This is a genomic window from Actinosynnema sp. NPDC059335, assembly GCF_042752395.1.
Taxonomy (GTDB): domain Bacteria; phylum Actinomycetota; class Actinomycetes; order Mycobacteriales; family Pseudonocardiaceae; genus Actinosynnema.
The window spans coordinates 31,645-50,506 of the sequence record NZ_JBHYXZ010000052.1; the positions used below are offsets into that span (position 1 = coordinate 31,645).

The 18,862-nt window shown below is 75.6% G+C and carries 13 protein-coding genes; 6 read left to right on the forward strand and 7 right to left on the reverse strand.

What is annotated here, in order from left to right:
* Positions 1-27: 27 nt before the first annotated feature.
* Positions 28-981 carry an alpha/beta hydrolase gene (locus ACFXGA_RS18255; RefSeq protein ID WP_378089283.1) on the forward strand — a complete coding sequence of 318 codons (954 nt, stop codon included), beginning with the start codon at positions 28-30 and terminating at the stop codon, positions 979-981.
* A 42-nt stretch (positions 982-1,023) separates the two neighbouring features.
* Here ACFXGA_RS18255 and ACFXGA_RS18260 read toward each other — a convergent pair whose 3' ends face one another.
* The 4 genes from ACFXGA_RS18260 to fxsT form a co-directional block, all read right to left on the reverse strand.
* On the reverse strand, positions 1,024-2,112 hold the full coding sequence (locus ACFXGA_RS18260; RefSeq protein ID WP_378089285.1) for an alpha-hydroxy acid oxidase: 1,089 nt from the start codon (positions 2,110-2,112) through the stop codon (positions 1,024-1,026).
* The gene (locus tag ACFXGA_RS18265; protein ID WP_378089287.1) at positions 2,105-3,892 is read right to left on the reverse strand and encodes an ABC transporter ATP-binding protein; all 1,788 of its coding nucleotides are present in this window, start codon (positions 3,890-3,892) and stop codon (positions 2,105-2,107) included. The genes ACFXGA_RS18260 and ACFXGA_RS18265 overlap by 8 nt, the downstream gene beginning before the upstream one ends.
* The gene (locus ACFXGA_RS18270) at positions 3,889-5,931 is read right to left on the reverse strand and encodes an ABC transporter ATP-binding protein (protein ID WP_378089289.1); all 2,043 of its coding nucleotides are present in this window, start codon (positions 5,929-5,931) and stop codon (positions 3,889-3,891) included. The genes ACFXGA_RS18265 and ACFXGA_RS18270 overlap by 4 nt, the downstream gene beginning before the upstream one ends.
* 323 nt (positions 5,932-6,254) lie before the next feature.
* Positions 6,255-8,714 (reverse strand): FxSxx-COOH system tetratricopeptide repeat protein, encoded by a 2,460-nt coding sequence (fxsT, locus tag ACFXGA_RS18275; protein WP_378089291.1) that lies wholly within the window; start codon positions 8,712-8,714, stop codon positions 6,255-6,257.
* A 747-nt stretch (positions 8,715-9,461) separates the two neighbouring features.
* Here fxsT and ACFXGA_RS18280 point away from each other — a divergent pair.
* Positions 9,462-10,241, forward strand: a complete 780-nt coding sequence (locus tag ACFXGA_RS18280) for a Calx-beta domain-containing protein (RefSeq protein ID WP_378089293.1) — start codon at positions 9,462-9,464, stop codon at positions 10,239-10,241.
* A 133-nt stretch (positions 10,242-10,374) separates the two neighbouring features.
* On the opposite strand, the gene ACFXGA_RS18285 is transcribed toward ACFXGA_RS18280, so the two are convergent.
* Entirely contained in the window at positions 10,375-13,392 is a 3,018-nt protein-coding gene (locus ACFXGA_RS18285) for a BTAD domain-containing putative transcriptional regulator (RefSeq protein ID WP_378089295.1), read from the reverse strand.
* 191 nt (positions 13,393-13,583) lie between these two features.
* On the opposite strand from ACFXGA_RS18285, the gene ACFXGA_RS18290 reads away from it, so the two are divergent.
* Positions 13,584-14,525 carry a hypothetical protein gene (locus tag ACFXGA_RS18290; RefSeq protein WP_378089297.1) on the forward strand — a complete coding sequence of 314 codons (942 nt, stop codon included), beginning with the start codon at positions 13,584-13,586 and terminating at the stop codon, positions 14,523-14,525.
* A gap of 64 nt (positions 14,526-14,589) precedes the next feature.
* Here the strand turns inward: ACFXGA_RS18290 and ACFXGA_RS18295 are convergent, their stop codons facing one another.
* A complete protein-coding gene (locus tag ACFXGA_RS18295; RefSeq protein WP_378089299.1) occupies positions 14,590-14,793 on the reverse strand; it encodes a hypothetical protein in 204 nt (67 codons plus the stop codon).
* A gap of 229 nt (positions 14,794-15,022) precedes the next feature.
* Entirely contained in the window at positions 15,023-15,823 is an 801-nt protein-coding gene (locus ACFXGA_RS18300; RefSeq protein ID WP_378089301.1) for a GNAT family N-acetyltransferase, read from the reverse strand.
* A gap of 240 nt (positions 15,824-16,063) precedes the next feature.
* Here ACFXGA_RS18300 and ACFXGA_RS18305 point away from each other — a divergent pair, with 240 nt between their 5' ends.
* From ACFXGA_RS18305 to ACFXGA_RS18315, 3 genes are all read left to right on the forward strand, one after another.
* Positions 16,064-16,726 (forward strand): TetR/AcrR family transcriptional regulator, encoded by a 663-nt coding sequence (locus tag ACFXGA_RS18305; RefSeq protein WP_378089303.1) that lies wholly within the window; start codon positions 16,064-16,066, stop codon positions 16,724-16,726.
* Between the two features lie 127 nt (positions 16,727-16,853).
* Complete coding sequence (locus ACFXGA_RS18310; protein ID WP_378089305.1) at positions 16,854-17,522, forward strand: LuxR C-terminal-related transcriptional regulator; 669 nt, start codon at positions 16,854-16,856, stop codon at positions 17,520-17,522.
* 301 nt (positions 17,523-17,823) lie between these two features.
* A complete protein-coding gene (locus tag ACFXGA_RS18315) occupies positions 17,824-18,831 on the forward strand; it encodes a carbohydrate-binding protein (protein WP_378089307.1) in 1,008 nt (335 codons plus the stop codon).
* The last annotated feature ends 31 nt before the right edge of the window (positions 18,832-18,862 follow it).

The following is an 18,862-nucleotide window of genomic DNA, read 5'->3' on the forward strand; positions in this document are numbered from 1 at the left end:
TGCCCGCGCGACGAAGGGGAGCACGGCATGTCACTCGACTCCGGGCCGCGCCCGGCGGCCGGCCCAGCCGAGCACGAACGGCGACCCGGTGACCGGCGGGCCGGGGTCCGGCCGCTCTACACGATGTCGATCGAGGAGGCGCGGGCCGCCGACCTGGCCGCGATCCGGGCGGCGGCGGGCACGGGGGAGGCGGTGCGCCACGTCACCGACCGCCACCTGCCCGGACCGGGCGGCGAGGTGCCCATCCGGGTCTACCGCCCGGTGGACGGGGCCGAGCCCCTGCCGACCGTCGTCTACTTCTTCGGCGGCGGTTGGGCGCTGGGCAGCATCGAGACCTCCGACGAGATCTGCCGCGCGTTGGCCAACGCGGTGCCCTGCCAGGTGATCACCGTCGGCTACCGGCTGGCCCCGGAGCACAAGTTCCCGGCCGCGGTGCACGACTGCCGCGCGGCCGTCGCGTGGATCGCCGGGCACGCGGACGAGCTGGGCGTCGACCCGGCGCGGCTCGCCGTGGCCGGGGACAGCGCCGGCGGGAACCTGGCCGCCGCCGTCACCCTGGACCGCGACCGGCCCGCGTTGGCGGCGCAGGTGCTGGTGTACCCGAACACCGACCACCGGGGCGACACCGACTCCATGCGCGAGAACGACGACCCCGCCGCGTTCAACCGGCACTCGGTCGCCTGGTACTGGGGCCACTACCTGGCGGACCCGGAGGACGGCCGCCACCCCTGGGCGTCCCCGCTGCTGGCCGAGGACCTGGGCGGCCTGCCGCCGGCGCTGGTGATCACGGCCGAGCACGACCCGTTGCGGGACGAGGGGGAGCGGTACGCCGAGCGGCTGCGCGAGGCGGGCGTGCCCGTGGTCGCCTCGCGGTACGACGGGGTGGCGCACGGCTTCTTCGCGATGTCGGGCGTGGTGGCCGCGGCCGGGGAGGCGCGGGCGGAGGTGGCCGGGTTCCTGCGCGACCACCTGCTGCGCTGAGCTGCCCCGGTGTCGTGGTGACCCTCGGCCTGCCGCGCGGCCCTATACCGTGGTCGCGGTGAGCCGGCGGGCCGCCGCCACGTCCGGGCACCCCGCCAGGCGCAACGCCGTCTCGAACTCGTCGCGCAGCACGTCCAGCACGGCCGTCACCCCGCCCTCACCGCCCGCCCCCAGCCCCCACAGCACCGGACGGCCCACCAGCACGGCCGTCGCGCCGAGCGCGAGCGCCCGCAGCACGTCCACCCCGTTGCGCACCCCGCTGTCCAGCAGCACCGGGCACCGCCCGTCCACCGCGGCGACGACCTCGGGCAGCGCGACCACGCTCGGCACCGCGCCGTCGAGCTGCCGGCCGCCGTGGTTGGACACCACCACGCCGTCCACGCCCACGTCCGCGGCCCGCTTGGCGTCCCCCGCGTCGAGGATGCCCTTGACCACCAGCGGCAGGCGCGTGCGCGCCCGGATCCACTCCAGGTCCCGCCAGCTCAACGACGGGTCGAACACCGCGCTGGTGTGCCGCGCGATCACCGAGTCGCCCGGCACGCGCTCGCCCACGTCGCCGTCGGTGTTCACCGGCTTGACCCACGACGGCAGGGCGAAGCCGTTGCGCATGTCGCGCAGCCGGCGGCCGAGCACGGGCACGTCCACGGTCAGCACCACCGCCCGGCACCCCGCGTCCTCCGCGCGGCGCAGCAGGTCCGCGACCACCGCCCGGTCCCGCAGCCAGTAGAGCTGGAACCACGTCGTGCCGCCCGCGCCGGCCACGTCCTCGATCGGCTCGGAGCTGAGCGTGCTCACCACGTAGGGCACCCCGGCCGCCGCGGCGGCGGACGCGACGGCGCTCTCCCCGCCTTCGTGGATCAGGCGCTGGTAGGCCATGGGCGCGACGGCCAGCGGCAGCGCGGACCGCGCCCCGAACAGCTCCACGCCGGTGTCGCAGGCGGACACGTCCACCAGCCCGCGCGGCACGACGGCGACGCGGTCGAGCGCGGCGCGGTTCGCGGCCAGCGTGACCTCCTCGCCGCTCCCGCCCGCGATGTAGTCCCACACGTCCGGCGTCACCCGCTCGGCCGCCAGCCGCGCCACGTCGGCCGTGGACCACACCGGCGGCATCGAGGCGTCCCCGTCACGCATACGCCGCCGCCTGCATCGCGTACAGCTCGGCGTACAGCCCGTTGGCGGCCATCAGCTCGTCGTGCGAACCGTGCTCCTCGATCCGCCCGCCCGCGACCACCACGATGAGGTCGGCCATCCGGACGGTCGAGAACCGGTGGGAGACCAGCACGGTGATGGCCCCGGTGCGCCGCCCCACCTCCCGCGCCCCGGCCGCGTACCGCTCGAACAACCGGTGCTCCGCCTGGGCGTCCAACGCCGACGTGGGCTCGTCGAGCACCAGCAGCAACGGCTCCTCGCGCATCATGGCCCGACCCAGCGCGAGCTTCTGCCACTGGCCGCCGGACAGCTCCGCGCCGTCGGCGTAGGACTTGCCGAGCTGGGTCTCCAGCCCGTTGTCCAAGCGCGACAGCACGTCGTCGGCACGGGCCCGGCGCAACGCGTCGTGCACCGCGTCCGACGACTCGACGTGCGCCAGCTCGCCGACCCCGATGCTCTCGCGGGCGAGCAGCTCGAAGCGGACGAAGTCCTGGAACCCGGCGGCGATCCGGCCACGCCACCGGTCGACCGGGAAGCGGGTCAGGTCCGTGCCGTCGAGCGTGATCACGCCGGTGGTGGCCGGATAGAACCGGCACAGCAGCTTGACCAGCGTCGTCTTCCCGGCCCCGTTCTCGCCGACGAACGCCACCGTGGCCCCCGCGGGCACGGTGAGGTCGACGTTGGCGATCACCGGCCGGTCGGTGCCGGGGTAGGTGAACGAGACGCCGCGCAGCTCGATGCCCTCCCGGATCCGCTCCGGCACGTCCCGGTCGGGCGGGGGAGGGGTCTGGTCCGCCAGCAGCGAACGCACCCAGCGCAGGTTCGCCATGACCCGACCGGTGCGCTGCATCTCCTGCAACGCGGTCACGGCCGAGGTCACCTGCTGGTTGACCTGCGACGCCAGGGTGAGCACGAGCAGCACGTCGCCGACGCTGCGGCGGCCCGCCACGGCGTCGCGCAGCACGAGCAGCGTCCCCAGCACGTAGGCCACGGCGAAGAACAGCTGCCCGCAGACCTGCAGCAGCACGGCGTGGCGCTCGCCGCGCCACAGCTCCCCGGACGCGTCGTCCCAGGCGCGGCGCTGACGGGTCCGCATGTGCTCGTCGAGCCCGCCGACCCGCAGCTCCTTGGCCGCGGCCGGGCTCGCGACCAGCCCGAACAGGTGCTTGGCGTGGCGCGACGGCGGCGCGGACCGCTCGCGCGCCGCGTTGAGGATCGCCTCGGCCCGCCGCCCCAGCAGCAACGGCGGCACGGCGGCCAGCGGCAGCAGCAACAGCAGCGGGTTCAGCCGGGCCAGCAGCACCGCGGTGATCGAGATCGCCACCAGCAGGCCCAGGCTGTTCAGCAGGCCCTCCATCGAGCCCCACGCGGCCCGGTGCAGCTCCTGGCGCAGCACCTGGATCTTGTCGGCGTACTCGGGCCGCTCGTGGTGCTCCAACCCGACCGAGCCGTTGGTCATCTCGATCAGCTCGCGCTCCAGCCGCGGCACGGCCCGGTCGCCCAGCTCGAAGTAGAAGATGTGCGCGAAGTGCCCGGCGGTCAGCGCGGCGATCACCGCGACCACCACCAGGACCGCCGCCGTCGTCGCGCCACCGACGTCGCCGGCCAGGGCCGAGTCCGCCAGCATGGCGAGCGCGGGCGCGGCCAGCGGCATCGCCGACGCCTGGGCGATCATCAGCACGACCGACAGCACCAGCCGGTACCGGCTCTCCTGCCACGCGATGACCAACAGCTCCCAGCCGCCGCGCACGACCTCGATCACCGGCCGACCTCCTGTGCCGCGTCCACCACGTCGCCATCCACTACGTCGCCGCCCCGCGCGTCGTGGTCCGGCGGGCCGTCCATCACGTCGTCGTTCAGCGAGCCGGGGTTCGGCGGGTCGTCGTCCTCGGCGTCCAGGCCGTGCGCGAACCGCTCGGCCTGCAACGCGAACAGCCGCGCGTAGTGGCCGCGCGCGGCGATCAGCTCGTCGTGCGACCCGCGCTCCACCACCCGGCCGCCGTCCACCACCACGATGTGGTCGGCGCGCCGCACGCTGGAGAACCGGTGCGAGATCAGCAGCGACGTGACCCCGCGCGTGAGCTCCACGAACCGGTCGAAGAACGCCACCTCCGCGCGCACGTCCAGGGCCGCGGTCGGCTCGTCCAGCACCAGCACGCGCGCCCCGGCCTCCAGCGCGTAGAGCGCGCGGGCGATGGCGATCCGCTGCCACTGGCCGCCGGACAGGTCCGTCCCGCCCGGGTAGGCGCGCGAGAGCGGCGTGTCCAGGCCGTCGGGCAGGGCCAGCAGCGCGTCCGCGATCCCGGCGCGTTCCGCGGCGCGCAGCACCACCGCCCGGTCCACCGGCACGTGCGCCGCGCCCAGCGCGATGTTCTCCGCCGCCGTCAGCTCGTAGCGCACGAAGTCCTGGAAGATCACCCCGACCTGGCGGCGCCACAGCACCGGGTCGAACTCCGCGATGTCCACGCCGTCGGCGCGCACGCGGCCCGACGTCGGCTCGTACAGCCGGGCGAGGAGCTTCACCAGCGTCGTCTTGCCCGCGCCGTTGACCCCGACCACGGCGGTGCACCGCCCGGCGGGCAGCTCCAGCTCGATGCCGTCCAGCACGGTCCGGTCCGAGCCGGGGTAGTGGAAGCCGACGCGGTCGAACGTGAGCGACGCGGTCGGCGTGCCCGCGGGCACCGGCGCGCCGCCGGACGGGCGGGTGTCGCCCGCCAGCTCGTCCAGCCGGTCCCGCAGCCGTTGCAACGCGGCCAACGCCACCATCGCGTACTGCGTGCTGGTGTCCGCCTCCGGGTAGTAGCCGCCCAGCGAGATCGCCAGCACGACCGCCTGCACGCCCAGCGCCAACGCGGTCAGGCCGACCTGACCGGTCGCGGCGAGCCGGGCGGCGTGCACCATCGCGGCCCCCGCCAGCAGCAGGCCCAACGCCGTCAACACCAGGTACGGCCCCAGGTAGACGCGCCGCCGCGCCTGCTCGTAGCGGTCCCGGACGGCCGACCACGCGGCCACGTAGCGGTCCGCGAGCCACCCGGTCAGGCCGTAGACCCGGATCTCCTTGGCGGCCAGGTCGGTCATGGTGACCTCGTGCAGGTAGGTCATCTCCCGCTGCTTGCCCACCACGTGCTTCCACACCCGGGAGTACTTGCGCAGCCCGCCGCGCTGGCCGTAGCGGAACGCCAGCACCGCCGCGCCCACCGCGAGCCCGGCCGGCCAGGCGACGGCCAGCCCGATGACGACCACGAGCGCCAGCAGGCGGGTGTAGCGGGCGATCAGACCCAGGATGCCGACGCACGCCTGCCCCGGCGTGCCGAAGTCGCGGTCGAAGGCGCGCACGCTCTCGTTCAGCAGGTCGAGGGTGCGCTGGTCCTCCAGCGGCCCGATGCCGACCGGGCGCAGCATCAACGCCATCGCCTCGTCCCGCAGCGCGCCGTCCACCCGCCGGCGCAGGAGTTGGCCGATCGCACCGCTCACGGGGGTGAGGAGCTGGGTGAGCAGGAACGCGGCGGCGGCCAGCAGGAAGACGCCCGTGAGCCGGTCCCAGGCCGCGCTGCCGACCCCGCCGCCGACCGCGGCCGGCACCTCGCCGACCAGGACGCTCGTGGCGAGGACGAACGCCACCGGCAGCACGCCGAGGACGACGTTGAGCACGGCCAGGGAGCCGACGAGGGCCGCACCCCCGGACGGCAGCAACCGGACGATCGCCCACCTCGGCCGCACCGCCTCGTCCACCCAGTTCGACCACGTGGCGCGCAGCCGCGACCGCGTCGGGTCGGCCGCGGGGGAGAGTGGGGTCGTCATGGCGCTCCCGCGATGTCGTCCGGTGCGTGGTGAGGACGAACTGGCCGATCGATGACCCCTCAACAGGCGATCGACGGCATCAAAGCACACCGCCGTCGGGCAAGTCGTTACGTAGGTCCGCACCGGTCTCGCGCAAGTCTTTCGCCGGTCCGCAGTGGTCCACACCGGAGTGGACGGTCTTTGTCCGTCCTTTGTGGATGGACTTGCGGAGGTCGGGCGGGGCTGTCGGGACCACCGCGCCGTGCCGGCTGCCGCCACGGTTCCGCGTGCCGCGTGCGCGGGTTCGTCGGCCACCCCGTCCTCGTGCCCGGCCGGGCGGCCCGTCAGGGGCCGCCGGTCAGCGCGTGCCGCAGGTTCCGCCGGGCGGTGACCGTCGTGGGGTGGTCCGCGCCGAGCGCCCGCTCGCAGTCCGCGATCACCGCGTCGAACTCCGCCACGGCGCGCTCGTGCCGCCCGGCGTCCCACAGCGCCGAAGCGAGGTTGCTTCGGCACGTCAGCGTCTCCGGGTGGTCGGGACCGAAGTCGCGTTCCAGGGCGGTCCGACCGGCGGTCAGCACCGCGACGGCCCCGGTGTGGTCGCCGGCGCCGCCGAGGGCCAGGGCGTGGTTGTTCCGCGCGACGAGGGTCAGCGGGTGGTCGTCGCCGAACCGGTGCCGTGCCCGCGCCGCGGTCTCCGCGCCGAGCGCCGCCGCCCGTGCCGCCTCGCCCGCCGCGAGCAAGGTGGTGGCCAGGTCGTTGCGCGCCGTGATCGCGAGCGGGTGGTGCGGTCCCAGCACCCGCTCGACGTGGGCGACCACGTCGCGGTGGCGCACCGCGGCGAGCGCCACCAGCCCGGCCTCCCGGTACGCGCCGGCCAGGTTGACCCGGGAGGTCAGCGTGTCGGGGTGGTCGTCGCCGAGCACCCGTTCCTCGTCCCGCGCCAACGCCTCGAAGAGCCGGACCGCCTGCCGGACCCGGCCCGCGCCCAGCAGCGCCGTGGCGAGGTTGTTGCGAGCCGTGAGCGTGCACGTGTGGTCCTCGCCCAGCACCCGCACGCTTTCGGCCACGGCCTTGCGGCCGGTGCGCACGGCTCCGGCGACGTCGCCCGAGTGCCGCAGCCCGAGCGCCAGGTTGACCCGGGCTTCCACGGTCGACCGGTGGTCGTCGCCGAGCGCGCGCCGGCATTCGGCGAGGGCGGTCCGGTACAGCGCGAGCGCGCGCTTGAGGTCCCGCGCGTGGAGGTAGGTGTTGGCGAGGTTCGTGCGGGCGACGAGCGTGTGCGGGTGGTCGGGGCCCAACACGGCCAGGGCGTCGGCGAGCGCGGTTTCGTGGCCGGCGATCGCCGCTTCGTGGTCGCCCGCCGCCAGCCGTGCCCGTGCCAGGTTGTTCCGCAGGGTGACGGCGTCGGCGTCGCTCATCACGGCGGTGCCGCCGAGCGCGCGGGTGAAGTAGGCGGTGGCGGTGGCGAGGTCGCCCTGGTCCTGCAGGAACAGGCCGAGCGAGTTGAGCACGGCGGCGGTCCGCTCGGTGTCGTCCGAGGGATCACCCCGCTCCAGCAGCGCGCGGGCGTGCGGGCGGACGGCGTCGTACACCCGCCGGTCGCGCGGCGACTCGTGGTCCAGCCCGCTCAGCACCCGGTCCAGCGTCGTGGTGACGGCCTGGCGGGCCGCGGCGATGTCCTCGGCCCGCCGGTGCGGGTCGGCCGGGTCGGGTGTGCGGGTCACGGCCTGGACCAGCCGGTGCACGGCGACCGTGCGCGGGCCGAGCCGGATCATGCTGTAGGCGGCGAGCCTGCCCAGCGCGTCCGCCACGTCCAGGTCGTCGCCGAGGAACGCGCGGTGGATGCCCTCCGGCGCGTACCAGGCGAGTTCGCGCAGCACCCGGCCCGCGGCGGGGGTGTCGGCCAACCGGTCCAGGGTGACCCGCCAGATGCGCGCCATCGTCCGCCGGGCGTCGCCGCCCTCGCCGGTCGCGGCGAACATCCGGGCCGGGTACCGCCCCAGCAGCTCCAGGTAGGCGGTCGGGGTGATCCGGTTCTGGGCCAGGTAGGCGCCCGCCTGCCGCACCGCCGGCGGCAACCGGCCGAGTTCGGCGCACAGCCGGTCCGTGCCGTCGAGGTCCGCGTCGGGCCAGTCCTCGCGCGCGGTCGCGGCCAGCAGCTCCTCCGCCTCGGCGGGCCGCGGCACGTCCAGCGCCACGGTCGGGACGCCCCGCCACCCGCCGCCGCGCCTGCTGGTGATCACCACCGTGCCGGTGCGCACCCGGGACAGCAGCGGGTCCGCGTCGGCGGGCGAGGCGAGGTTGTCCAGGACCAGCAACCAGTCCGGGTGCGCCGCCAACCACCGCACCGCCGCCTCGGCCCGCTGCTCCAGCGGCGCGCCGGCCGTGTCGGGCTCGACGCCGACGGCCAGCTCGGCGAGCCCGTGGTCGAGCGCGGTCCGCGAGTCCGCGGTGATCCACCACACCAGCGGGTGCCGGTCGCGGCGCAGGTCCGCGAACCGGGCGGCCAGGGTGCTCTTGCCGACGCCGCCCAGGCCGTGCACCACGACCACCGCCGTCCGGTCGGACCGCGTTACCGCCGACCCCAGCTCCGCCAGTTCGTCCTCCCGGCCGACGAAGGTCCCCGTCGGGGCCGGGATCCGGCTCGCCGGGGGCGACGCCGGCGACCCGTCGCGGCCGACCACCAGATCGCCGTCGACGTGGACGAGGTCCCGCCCGGCCTGCCACACCCCCGCCCGCCCCGACGCGACCCCGGACTGGCGCACCCCGCCCGCACCACCACCCACCGACACCACCCCGTCCACCCCGTCCACCCCGGGAGCAGGCCCCGACCCCGGCCGGCTGATCAAGCACACCAGAACCCACCGCCGGCACGACGACAACGCACTAGTGCGGATGGCGGGAGGCGGGTCGCGTCCGTCGTGCTCCGGCGCTCGGCGTCCACGACGGTCGGCCGCTGTAGGCCGCGAACACCGCCGTCACGACCGGCCGGGTGGGGGCAGGCACGGGCTCGGGCGCGCAGCGACACCTCGCCGACGACCTTCACCGCGGTCGGGGCCGTCGGCATCGGCGCGATGGCGGACCAGGCCGGCTCACCGGTGGTGGAGCCGGTCGGGCAGCGGTCGGTGTGCTCGGCCCTGAACGCCACCGCCGACGCCGCGGCCGGGTCCGCGCGCGCGACGCCGGCGAGGGCCAAACCGGCCGCGAGCGTCACGGCGACGGCTCGGCCGAACCGGGGTGACAGGGCTGATGCCGTCGGAGCGGACTCCTTCGTCTTGGCTCCGGGGGAGTGGGAGGGCCACACTGCGCCCACGGCACGGTGACCGCCGGTGCCGGACCGGGGGCAACCCCGCCCGGCGCGCGGGTGCGGCCCGACCGCGACCGCGGTCCGGACCACACGCGCGGCGGCTCGCGAGCGGGAACCCGAAGGCGCACAACAGGATCACAACGCGCCCGCGGTAGGCAGCCCCCGGGAGTGGGCGCACCGGCGCCCTACGGAAGGCATGGGGTGACACATGTTTCGGTGGCGCAGGAGGAAGACGACCGCGCGGTTGATCGCCGTCGCGGTCCTGGCGGGGCTCGCCGTCCCCGGTGGCGCCGCGCCGGCCGCGGCGGCGTGCGCGCCGGCGGCCGTGCGGGTCGGCGACGTGGCGCAGGCCGAGGGCACCGGGGGCACGACCGCGTTCCGGTTCCCCGTCACCGTCACGGTCGCCGCGGGGTGCCGCGCGGAGGGCTCGGTGCGGTTCCGCACGGGCGACGGGTCGCCCGCCGACCGCGACCCCGGCCGCGCCGGGTCGGACTACGCCGCGACGTCCGGCGTGCTGACGTGGCAGGGCGACACGGCGACCAGGTACGTCACCGTCGCCGTGGCGGCCGACGCCCTGCCGGAGCTGAACGAGGTGTTCTGGGTCTCGCTCGACTCGCCCGTGGGCGTGGTGATCGCCGAGCGCTCCGGCGCGGGCTGGATCACCGACGACGACGCACCGCGGTGCGACCCCGACAGCGGCGACTGCGGTTCCGACGTCTCCACCGAGGGCACCGGCGTGTGCTGGCGGGCGGTCTGCACCGCGAGCGGCCACTTCCTCTGGGACTCCGGGGTGCCCCGGTACGTGCACGTGCGCACGCTGGACAACGGCGGCACGGGCCTGGGCTACGTGCCGATCAAGGACCTGCGGCTGACCGTGGCCCCCGGCGCGCGGCGGGCCGTCGTCCCGATCACCGTCACGGCCCAACCGGGGCAGCAGGTCCGCATCCCGGTCGAGTTCCACTCGCCCTCCTCGGGCACGCCGGGCAACCTGCGCACCGTGCTCACGCTCGTGGCCCAGGGCTGACCGCCGGGTCGTCGGGCGACCTGCCGGCGCTGCGGGTCGGGAGCCGATCACCTCGTCGGGCGGCCCGCGCACGGTGTCGGCACCGGAGGTCAGGAGGTGGTCACCGGGTCGTCGGGCGGCCTGCGGGCCGCGCTCACGCCCGCGGCCCGGAGCTGGTCACGGGGTCGCCCACGGCGTCCGCCTCGGCCGTCGCGTTCTCCTGCCGGAACAGCTCGATCGCGCGGGCCCGGTGGGAGGCCGCGGCGGCCTCGTCGCCCCGCCGCCGGGCCAGCTCGGCGAGGTCGCGGTGCACGGTGGCGTGCTCGTAGCCGTCCGGGACGGTGCGGCGCACCGCCAGCGCCAGCTCCAGGTGCTCCCGCGCCGCCGCCAGGTCGCCCCGGCCGAGGAACGCCTGGCCCAACCGGTCCAGCGCCACCGCCTCCACATGCGGGTGGCGGTGCTCCCGGCTGATCGCCAGGGCCCGCGCGAACGCGCCCGCGGCGGCGTCGAAGTCCCGGCGCAGCAGGTGCGCCGCGCCGGTGTGCAGCAGCACCTCCGCCTCCATCCAGGCGTACCCGGTGCTGCGGGTCAGCGCGAGGGCTTCGGCGAAGGTGCCCAACGCCCGCCCGTGGTCGCCGAGCGCCAGGCGCGCCTCCCCGAGGGTGTCCAGGGTCGCCGCCTCCAGCCGCGGCGCGTCCAGCTCGCGGAACCGGGCCAGGGCGTCCAGCAGCGGCCCCAACGCCTCCTCCGCCCGGCCGGTGCGGACCAGCGTGTTGCCGAGGTTGCGCTGGGACAGCGCGAGCCCCAGGTGGTTGCCCGCCGACCGGCACCGGTCCACCGCCATCCGGTGCGCCGCCACGGCCTCGTCGAAGCGGCGCAGCTCGGCGTAGGTGTTGGCGAGGTTGTTGTAGACGTGGCCCTCGCCGTTGAGGTCGCCCGCCGCCCGGGTCGCCTTCAGCGCCAGGGCGTGCGTGTCGAGCGCTTCGCGCAGCCGCCGCGTCATGTAGTACGCCACGCCCAGCGCCCGCAGCATCTCCGCCTCGGCGAGCGGGTCGGCCAGCTCGCCCGCCGCGGCCGCGCCCTGCCGGCACAGCGCCACCCGCTCCTGCCAGTGGCCCGTGGCGTCGTAGAAGCTGGTCAGCAGGTAGGTGAACTGCCACGCGGCGGTCAGCCGCCCGGTCTCCCGGGCGAAGCGCGCCACCGGCACCAGGTTCGCCCGCTCCGCCTCCAGCAACGCCAGCGCGTCCTGCCGGTCGGCCGGGGTCGGCAGGTCGCCGGGGGAGTGGCGCGGCGTCGGCGTCACCAGGTCGCGCCGGGGGTCCAGCACCCGGTTGGCCCGGTCCGCGACCAGCAGGTACCAGTCCACCAGCCGGTGACCCGCCTCGGTGATCGCCTCCGCGGTCTCGTCCTCGCGCGCCCGCTGCCGGGCGAACTCGCGGATCAGGTCGTGGAACCGGTAGCGGTCCCGGCCCGCCGGCGTGATCAGGTGCGCGGCCCGCAGCTCCCGTGCCGCCGCCCGCGCCTCGGCCACCGGGACGGCGCACAGGGCCGCGCCGAGCGACGCGCTGAACGTGCTGCCCGGCGCGAGGCCGAACAGCCGGAACAGCCGCGTCTGGGTCAGCTCCAACGGCAGGTAGGCGCTCGTGAGCACGGTCCGCACGGTGCGCGTGTCGCCGTCGACGGCCAGCGCGTCCAGCCGGTTCGCGCCCGCGAGTTCGGCCGCCAGGCCCGCGATCGGCGCGTCCGGCTCGCCCGCCAGCCGCGCGGCCGCGATCCGCAGCGCCAGCGGCATCCCGCCGCACAACCGGGCCAGCCGGGCGGCCGGCCCGCGTTCCCGCTCGACCCGCCGCGAGCCCAGCACGCTGCCCAGCAACGCCATCGACGACCGGTGCGCCAGCACGTCCAGCAACAGCGGCCGCACCGCGCACCGCGCCGCGAGCGCGGCGGGCGACCTCCGGGTGGTGACCAGCAGCAGGCTGCGCCCCGCGCCCGGCACCAGCGGCAGCACCTGCTCGACGGGGCCGGCGTCGTCCACCACGACCAGGCACCGCTTGTCGCGCAGCAGGGACCGGTACAGCGCGGCGCGCTCGGCGGTCGCGCTCGGCAGCCGGTCGTCGGACAGGCCCAGGCTGCGCAGCAGGTGCGCCAACGCGTCGCCCGCGGACACCGCGCGCCGCGGGTCGTGGCCGCGCAGGTCGAGGAACACCTGGCCGTCGCCGAACCGGTGCGCCACCCGGTGCGCCCACTCCACCGCCAGCGCCGACTTGCCCATGCCCGCCGCGCCCGACACGACCACCACGGGCCGGTCGTCGCCCGGCTCGTCCAGCACCCGGTCCAGCTCGGCCAGCTCCTCGTCGCGGCCGGTGAAGTAGCCGGCGCGGGCGGGCAGCTGCGCCGGACCGGCGACCGCGGGCGGACCGCTCAACGCGGGGTCGCGGCGCAGCACCGCGCTGTGCAGGGCCAGCAGTCGCGGTCCGGGCTCCGCGCCCAGCTCCTCGGCGATCCGCTCGCGCGCCCGCAGCACCGCCGCCAACGCCTCGGTGTGCCGACCGCAGCGGTACAGCGCCAGCACGTGCAGCGCGACCAGGCCCTCCCGCGTCGGGTGCTCCGCCACCAGCCGCGGCAGGTGCTCGGCGGCCTCGGCATGGCGCCCCAGCCGCAGCTCCGCGTCCCACCGGCCCTCCAGCGCGGACAGGCGCAGCTCGCGCAGCCGCTCCACCTCGTGCAGCCCCCACCCCGACAGCGGCGCGTCGGCGAACGGCTCGCCCCGCCACAACCGCGCCGCGTCCCGGAACACCGCCAGCGCCTCGGCCACCGCGCCGCGCTCGGCGGCGCGCGTCGCGTCCCGGACCCGCTGCTCGAACCGCAGCGCGTCCACCTCCTCGGGCGGCACGTCGAGGGCGTAGCCGGGATTGCTGGTGCGCAGGACCGGACCGAGGCCACAGGTCTCCAGCGCCTGCCGGAGGCGGGCCACGTGGCTGTGCAGCGTCCGCACGGCGGTCCGCGGCGGGTCCTCGCCCCACACGGCGTCGACCAGCCGGGCCACCGGCAGCACCTGTCCGGCGTGCAGGGCCAGCACGCCGAGCACGGCCCGCTGCCGCCCGCCCCGCAGTTCGGCCGGACCACGCGGGCCGACGGCGTGCACGCGGCCGAGCACGCCCAGCTCGCCCACGTCGGCCCCTTCCTCCCCCGGGAGACAACCGAGCGTAATCAGTCATGTCGGCTCCGCGATACGGCTGACCAGACCAAGGTCGCGGCGGCGCACAACCGGTTCACAACAGGCGTGCCGCACCTTCGCCGGGCCATTGCCCAACCGGAGGTGAGGACACCATGCACACCACGTCGTCCCGACGAAGAGGCGGCTTGTTCGCACTCGTCGTCCTGGCCCTGATGGCCACCTTCCTGACCGCCGTGCCGGGCGCGCAGGGAGCCGCCGCGCCGCACGGCGGGATCTCCATGCGCGACAACTTCGGCGACACCGGGGCGGAACCGGGGTCGGGGAGCATCTGGTCGAGCCCCGACATCGTCGTCTGCCCCACCGTCCCGGGGACGCAGTGCGGCGTGGACGTGCCGGTCACGCCGACGCAGACCTACAACGTCTGGGTCACGCTCACCAACACCGACCAGGTCGCCCACACCGGCAACCTGCGCCTGTACTACACGAAGGCGGGCGGCAACCAGACCTGGCCGAGCGGTTGGCAGGAGTTCAGCGTCCTCAGCGTCACCATCCCGCCCGGCACCCACTCGGTGGTGGCCCCCTGGACCGTGCCGAACGAGTGGCGGCACTACTGCCTGTTGGCGCGATGGGACAACGACCCCGCCGACCCGATGACCTTCGCCGAGGGCATCAGCACGGAGGCCAACACCCGGAACAACAACAACATCGTCTGGCACAATGTCGTGACGGCCACGAACCCGGCCGACACCGACGTCAGGTACGAGTGGATGATCGGCAACCCGTTCCCGCGCGACGCGCGCGCCGGGCTGGCCGTCGCGCCCGTCCGCGAGGCGTTCGTCGGTCCCGGTCGGATCATCGTCGACCTCGGCCCGACGCTGTTCGAGCGGTGGCGCGCCGGCGGCGGTCAGCTCGCCGGGCTGCGGCAGGTCGGGCAGACCCAGTTCCAGGTGGTCGACCCGAAGCTGGCCCGGTTCACCGGCATCCTGCTCAAGCCCGGTGAGCGGCTGCCCGTGGTGCTCGTCTTCAACGGCAGCCGGGAGGCCGGCGGCAAGCCGGTCAACGTGTTCCAGCTCGACGAGCAGGGTGTGGACCGGGGCGGCGTGGAGTACCGCCTGACGTTCCGGTAGCGGCTCGTCCCACTGGGGGTGTGCCCCCGTGGCGCCGGCAGGGGGCGTCGCGGGGGCACCGCCGTCACCGCCGGAGGTAGTAGGCCCACACGCCCTCGCCGTCCTTGACCCGCTTCGGCGGGTCGTGGACCTCGCGGACGACCGGGGCGGGTCCCGTGCCCGCCACCGCGGCCGCGGTCGGCCCCGCGCTGCCCGCGGTGGCGCACAGGACCGCCACCACGGCGGTCGGGATGGTGAGCAGGCGTCTGAAGGCGTGCGACAGTCCCATGACGAAGTTCCCCCGGATGTTCGCCGTCCGCGGCGCGCGGTGTCGACCCGGCCCCCCAGCCCGGTCCCGCGCGCTGCTCCATTCGACGTAGCCCACTATGCCCGAAAGCGCAACCGTCGGTGTGGTGTTTTCCGGATCGCGCCCGGCCCGGACCGGGGACTCCTCCCGGGGTGACGGCGGGGATTCCTCGCCCGCGTTCGTGGATCGTCGCCGTCGGTACGGGGCCGGCTCAGGCGTCGAGGCCGTAGAACCGCACCGGCGAGTACGCCCGGAAGCCGATCCGCCGGTACACGGGCTCCCCGGCGACGGTCGCGTGCAGCGTGGCCCGGGTCAGGCCGGTGGCGCGGCCGCCCTCGTACAGGGCCTTCCGCGTCACCGCCTCGCCGTAACCCCGCCGCTGCCACCGCGGGTCGGTCGCCACGAGCGCGACGAAGAGCCGGCCCTCCGCCTCCAGCGTCGCGGCGCACGCCACCGGGACGCCGTCGCGCAGCGCCAGGTAGGCGTGCACCCCGTCCTTCCACAGCGCGGAGCCCGCGATCCCGTCGCGGCCGTCCTCCGGCGCGAACCCGTAGGCGCGCGAGTTGAGGTCCGCGTAGGCCAGCAGTTGCTCGTCGGTGGTCACGCGCTCGAACGTCAGGTCCGGGTGGCTCGGCTCGGGGAGGGGCAGCAGGTCACCGGCCATGCCCCGGCCCGGGAACGCGTGCCGGAGCCCGACCCGCTCGGCCGCCGCGTCCACCCCGGCCCGCGCCTCGTCGGCGAGGAGGTCCTCGAAGAGCCACAGGAAGCCGGGGTGGCGCTTCTCGCGCATGATCGCGGCCACCTCGGCCAGCCGCCGCCCGACCAGGTCGGCGTCCGCGCCCACCTCGGTCAGCGTGACGCAGTTCCAGAACGCGAACCGGCAGTCGGCCCACCGGACCGCGATGCCGGGCAGGTCGCGCACGTCGGCGTCCGGATCCCGGTCCAGGACCAGGCCGCGCCAGGCCGCGGCGAGCTGCTCCACCGACTCGATCGAACCCGCCAGATCCGTCATCGGCCCTCTCCTCGTGGACGCCGGGGACGGCCGAGCGTACCGATCCCGATCACGGCGGGACGCGCGCGTTGTGGTGGACAGCCGAGCGTGCCGGTTCCCGATCACGGCGGAACGGCCGCCCTCCGGGTCGTGGCGGGCGGCCGGGCGTGCCGGTCATCAGGGCGGGTGGGCGTCCGGTGGGATGTGGCGGGCGGCGAGCGCGTCGATCCCGATCACGGCGGGATGGCTACGCTGCGGGTCGTGGCGGACGGCAGGGCGTCGAGGTGGGCCGGTCAGCGGGAGAAGCGGCGCGCGGAGGTGGTCGCGGCCGCCCTGGCGGCCATCGCGGAGCACGGCCCTTGGGTGTCCACCGAGCAGGTCGCCGAGCGCGCGGGCATCTCGCGGCCGCAGCTGTACCGGCACTTCGCCGATGCCGACGACCTGCACGACGCGGTCGCGCACCGGGTCGCGGAGATGTTCGCCGCGGCGATGCTGCCCTTCCTGACCGCGCCGAGCGGCAGCCCGCGCGAGATCATCACGCGGGTCGTGGACGCGTTCGTGGCGTGGCTGGTCGCCCACTCGCCGCTGTACGACTACCTGGTCGTCCGCGCCGTGGGCGTCGTCCCCGGCCGTCGCGGGCCCGCGGCCGACGTGCGCCTGGGCATCGCGGGAGCGCTGCGCGAGCTGTTCGTCGCGCACGCGCCGGCCGGGGTGGACCTGCGCTACGCCGATTCCCTCGCCTTCGCGGTCGCGGGCATGGTCGAGTCGGCGACGGCCCGGTGGCTGGCCGCGCCCCACGGGCTCGACCGGGCGGAGCTGGTGGCGCGGCTGTCGTCCTGGGTGTGGGCGCTGATCGAGGACTTCGTGCGGCACGGCGGGGCGGAACTCGACCCGGACCTCCCGTTGTCGAACCCGCCCGCCTAGCGCTGCGTCACCCGATGGTGTGCGTCTTGTCGAACCGTCCGGGGGTCACGCTCAGTTAGTGATACGTTCCTGTACCTGTTACATCACTGTCCCCGTCGACCTGTCCGCCGTGCCGGAGGGGGTGCCCGTGAGCGTGGACCTGCCGGTGCGGCGCCTCCCCCCGACCGTCGCGGCGGTCGCGGCCACGCCGCTGGTGCGCGAAGGGCTGGGGTCGGTGATCCGGCAGGCCGGCCTGCGCTGGCTCGGCGCCGCCGCCACACCGCGCCAGGCCCTCGCGGGGCTGCGGCGCGTGTGCCCGGACGTGGTGCTGGTGGACAGCGCCGTGGACCCGCGCGGCGTCCTGATCGGCGAGTTGGCCCGGCCCGGCCGGGTGCGGACGGTGCTGGGCCTGGTGAGCGACGACCGCCCCGCGACCGACTTCCGTCGCGTCGGCCGGACCGCGGGCGCACGCGCGCTCGTGCCGCTGGACGCCGACCCGGCCGAGCTGGTGAGCCTGATCCTGCGGGTGCACCGCGGGGGCCACGTGCCCGTGCGCGCCGTTCCGGCCGCCGAGGACGAGCCGGCGACCGCCGACGTGGACCACGGCGAGCCGCTGTCCCCGCGGCAGACCGAGGTGCTGGAGCTGATCGCGGCCGGCCTGGCCTCCGCCGACATCGCCGAATCGCTGGAGCTGTCCGTGGAGACGGTCCGGACCCACGTGAAGGCGATCCTGCGCCGGCTCGGGGCCCGTGACCGCGCCCACGCCGTCTCGATCGCCTTCCGGAGCGGACTGCTCGCGCGCCACCCGGTCCCTTGATCATCCATTGTGGACTGACCGGCTGCGCGCGTCGTCGAACGGCCGCCGGAACCACCCGTCACCGGGGCAGCGGGTCGCCGCCGGGCGTGCGGTGATCCCCACGCGGTGCTTCGGGCGTCCGCAAGTGCCGTGAAAACAATCCGGCGCTGGACCCAGCCGGGGCCGCCGGTCGCCCTATAGCCGTGATCACGAGCGCGCGGCAGGCTGGAATCACCGCGACGTCCTGGGGGGACAAGGCATGTGTCGTTCGCGTCCTTCTTCGTCCGCGGTGCGCCATTCCCATCGCCGAGAGGAAACGGCTGTGCCGTTCACGTCTTCACCACGCCGATCGCCGCTGCGCCGGGCGGCCGTCGCGCTGCTGGCCACCGGCGCGCTGCTCGCGCCCGCCCTGCCGGCCGCGGCCGCCCCGGCATTACCCTCCACAGTGGACACGGCCGCCGCGGTCACCGGGCCGACGCCCGACTCGCCGGTCAGCGGCAAGGCCGTGCCCGCGCTGCGCGGCGACGCGGCCAGGGCCGCAGCCGGCGGCAAGGTCAGCGAGCAGGTCCGCGCGCGGGGCGAGGCGTTCCAGGCCGCCCACGAGCAGCGGCGACGTGCCGACGCGTCGCTGGTCCTCCCGCCGTGGAGCGGAGCGCTGCACTCGGTCTGGGGCGCGTTCCCGACCGTCGTCTCCGACGGCGCGCAGGCCACCCACACCATCAACCCCGGCATCAGCATCCCGGCGGGCAACCCCGACGTGGTGTACGCGCCGACCCTCGTCCCGAGCGGGAAGACCTGCATCGAGGTCACCACGTTCTACTGGCAGGGCGGCAACGGCGTGGGCGCGTGGGACTGGTGCGCGGCCTCGCCCGGCTTCGCCGCCGTGGCGTGGATCGACGCCTCCTTCGTGAGCACCTACACCACGTCGTTCCAGGGCCTGCCCGCCTACACCGTGCTGGACGTGCAGACCAACGCGGTGACCAACTCGTGGACCGCCTACCTCTACAACTACACGACGTCGAGCTGGGACGCGCTGTTCACCAGCGCCGACACCAGCAAGCTGGTTGACCCGCACGGCGGCTGGAGCATGTTCGAGGTCTACACCGAGTACAACCCGGCCACCGGCGAGGGCTACTACTGCACGGAGACCTACGGCACCCAGTACCACGCGGCCAACCTCCAGATCAAGGTCGGCGGCAGCTGGACGTCGTTGACCACGGCCAACTCCTCGGTGACCCCGCCGGGCAGCGTGTCGAGCACCGACTTCGGCTGCTACGGCCTGTCGTTCACGCTCCAGACGGCGAACAGCCACTGGCAGGTGTCGCACTGACCCACCGCGCGGTGCGGGCCCCGGCCCGCAC